Origin of the sequence: Enterobacter cloacae complex sp. S2 (genome assembly GCF_015159675.1) — a bacterium.
Classification (GTDB): Bacteria; Pseudomonadota; Gammaproteobacteria; order Enterobacterales; family Enterobacteriaceae; genus Enterobacter; species Enterobacter intestinihominis.
Genome location: NZ_JADDTS010000048.1, coordinates 1 through 1196, shown reverse-complemented (window position 1 = coordinate 1196; position 1196 = coordinate 1). Strand labels below are relative to the sequence as shown.

General features: G+C 53.6%; 1 protein-coding gene. It reads left to right on the top strand.

Annotated features, from left to right (window positions below; translation table 11 throughout):
- Positions 1-68: 68 nt before the first annotated feature.
- Positions 69-1049 (top strand): IS5-like element ISKpn26 family transposase, encoded by a 981-nt coding sequence (locus tag IPZ49_RS20010; RefSeq protein WP_000019445.1) that lies wholly within the window; start codon positions 69-71, stop codon positions 1047-1049.
- Positions 1050-1196: the final 147 nt, after the last annotated feature.

The following is a 1196-nucleotide window of genomic DNA, read 5'->3' as shown; positions in this document are numbered from 1 at the left end:
GGAAGGTGCGAACAAGTTCCTGATATGAGATCATCATATTCATCCGGAGCGCATCCCAGAGGGACATCATGAGCCATCAACTCACCTTCGCCGATAGTGAATTCAGCACTAAGCGCCGTCAGACCCGAAAAGAGATTTTCCTCTCCCGCATGGAGCAGATTCTGCCATGGCAGAATATGACCGCTGTCATCGAGCCGTTTTATCCCAAGGCGGGCAATGGCCGACGGCCCTATCCGCTGGAGACCATGCTGCGTATTCACTGCATGCAGCATTGGTACAACCTGAGCGACGGTGCCATGGAAGATGCCCTGTACGAAATCGCCTCCATGCGCCTGTTTGCCCGATTATCCCTGGATAGCGCCCTGCCGGATCGCACCACCATCATGAATTTCCGCCACCTGCTCGAGCAGCATCAACTGGCCCGTCAATTGTTCAAGACCATCAATCGCTGGCTAGCCGAAGCAGGCGTCATGATGACCCAAGGCACTTTGGTGGATGCCACCATCATTGAGGCACCCAGCTCTACCAAGAACAAAGAGCAGCAACGCGATCCGGAGATGCATCAGACCAAGAAAGGCAATCAGTGGCACTTTGGCATGAAGGCCCACATTGGTGTCGATGCCAAGAGTGGCCTGACCCACAGCCTAGTCACCACCGCGGCCAACGAGCATGACCTCAATCAGCTGGGTAATCTGCTTCATGGAGAGGAGCAATTTGTCTCAGCCGATGCCGGCTACCAAGGAGCGCCACAGCGCGAGGAGCTGGCCGAGGTGGATGTGGACTGGCTGATCGCCGAGCGTCCCGGCAAGGTAAAAACCTTGAAGCAGCATCCGCGCAAGAACAAAACGGCCATCAACATCGAATACATGAAAGCCAGCATCCGTGCCAGGGTGGAGCACCCGTTTCGCATCATCAAGCGGCAGTTCGGCTTCGTGAAAGCCAGATACAAAGGGCTGCTGAAAAACGATAACCAACTGGCGATGTTATTCACCCTGGCCAACCTGTTTCGGGTGGACCAAATGATACGTCAGTGGGAGAGATCTCAGTAAAAACCGGAAATAACGCCAGAAATGGTGGAAAAAATAGCCTAAATAGGCTGATTCGATGTGTTTGCGGGAAAAAAATCGGCCCAGATCCGCGAAATTTTAATCAGCGAGTCAGCTTGGGAAGAAATGACCTGCTTATTCGCACCTTCC

Coding starts and splice junctions, on each gene's coding strand:
- IPZ49_RS20010 (WP_000019445.1), top strand. CDS start 69: ATGAGCCATCAACTCACCTTCGCCGATAGTGAATTCAGCACTAAGCGC.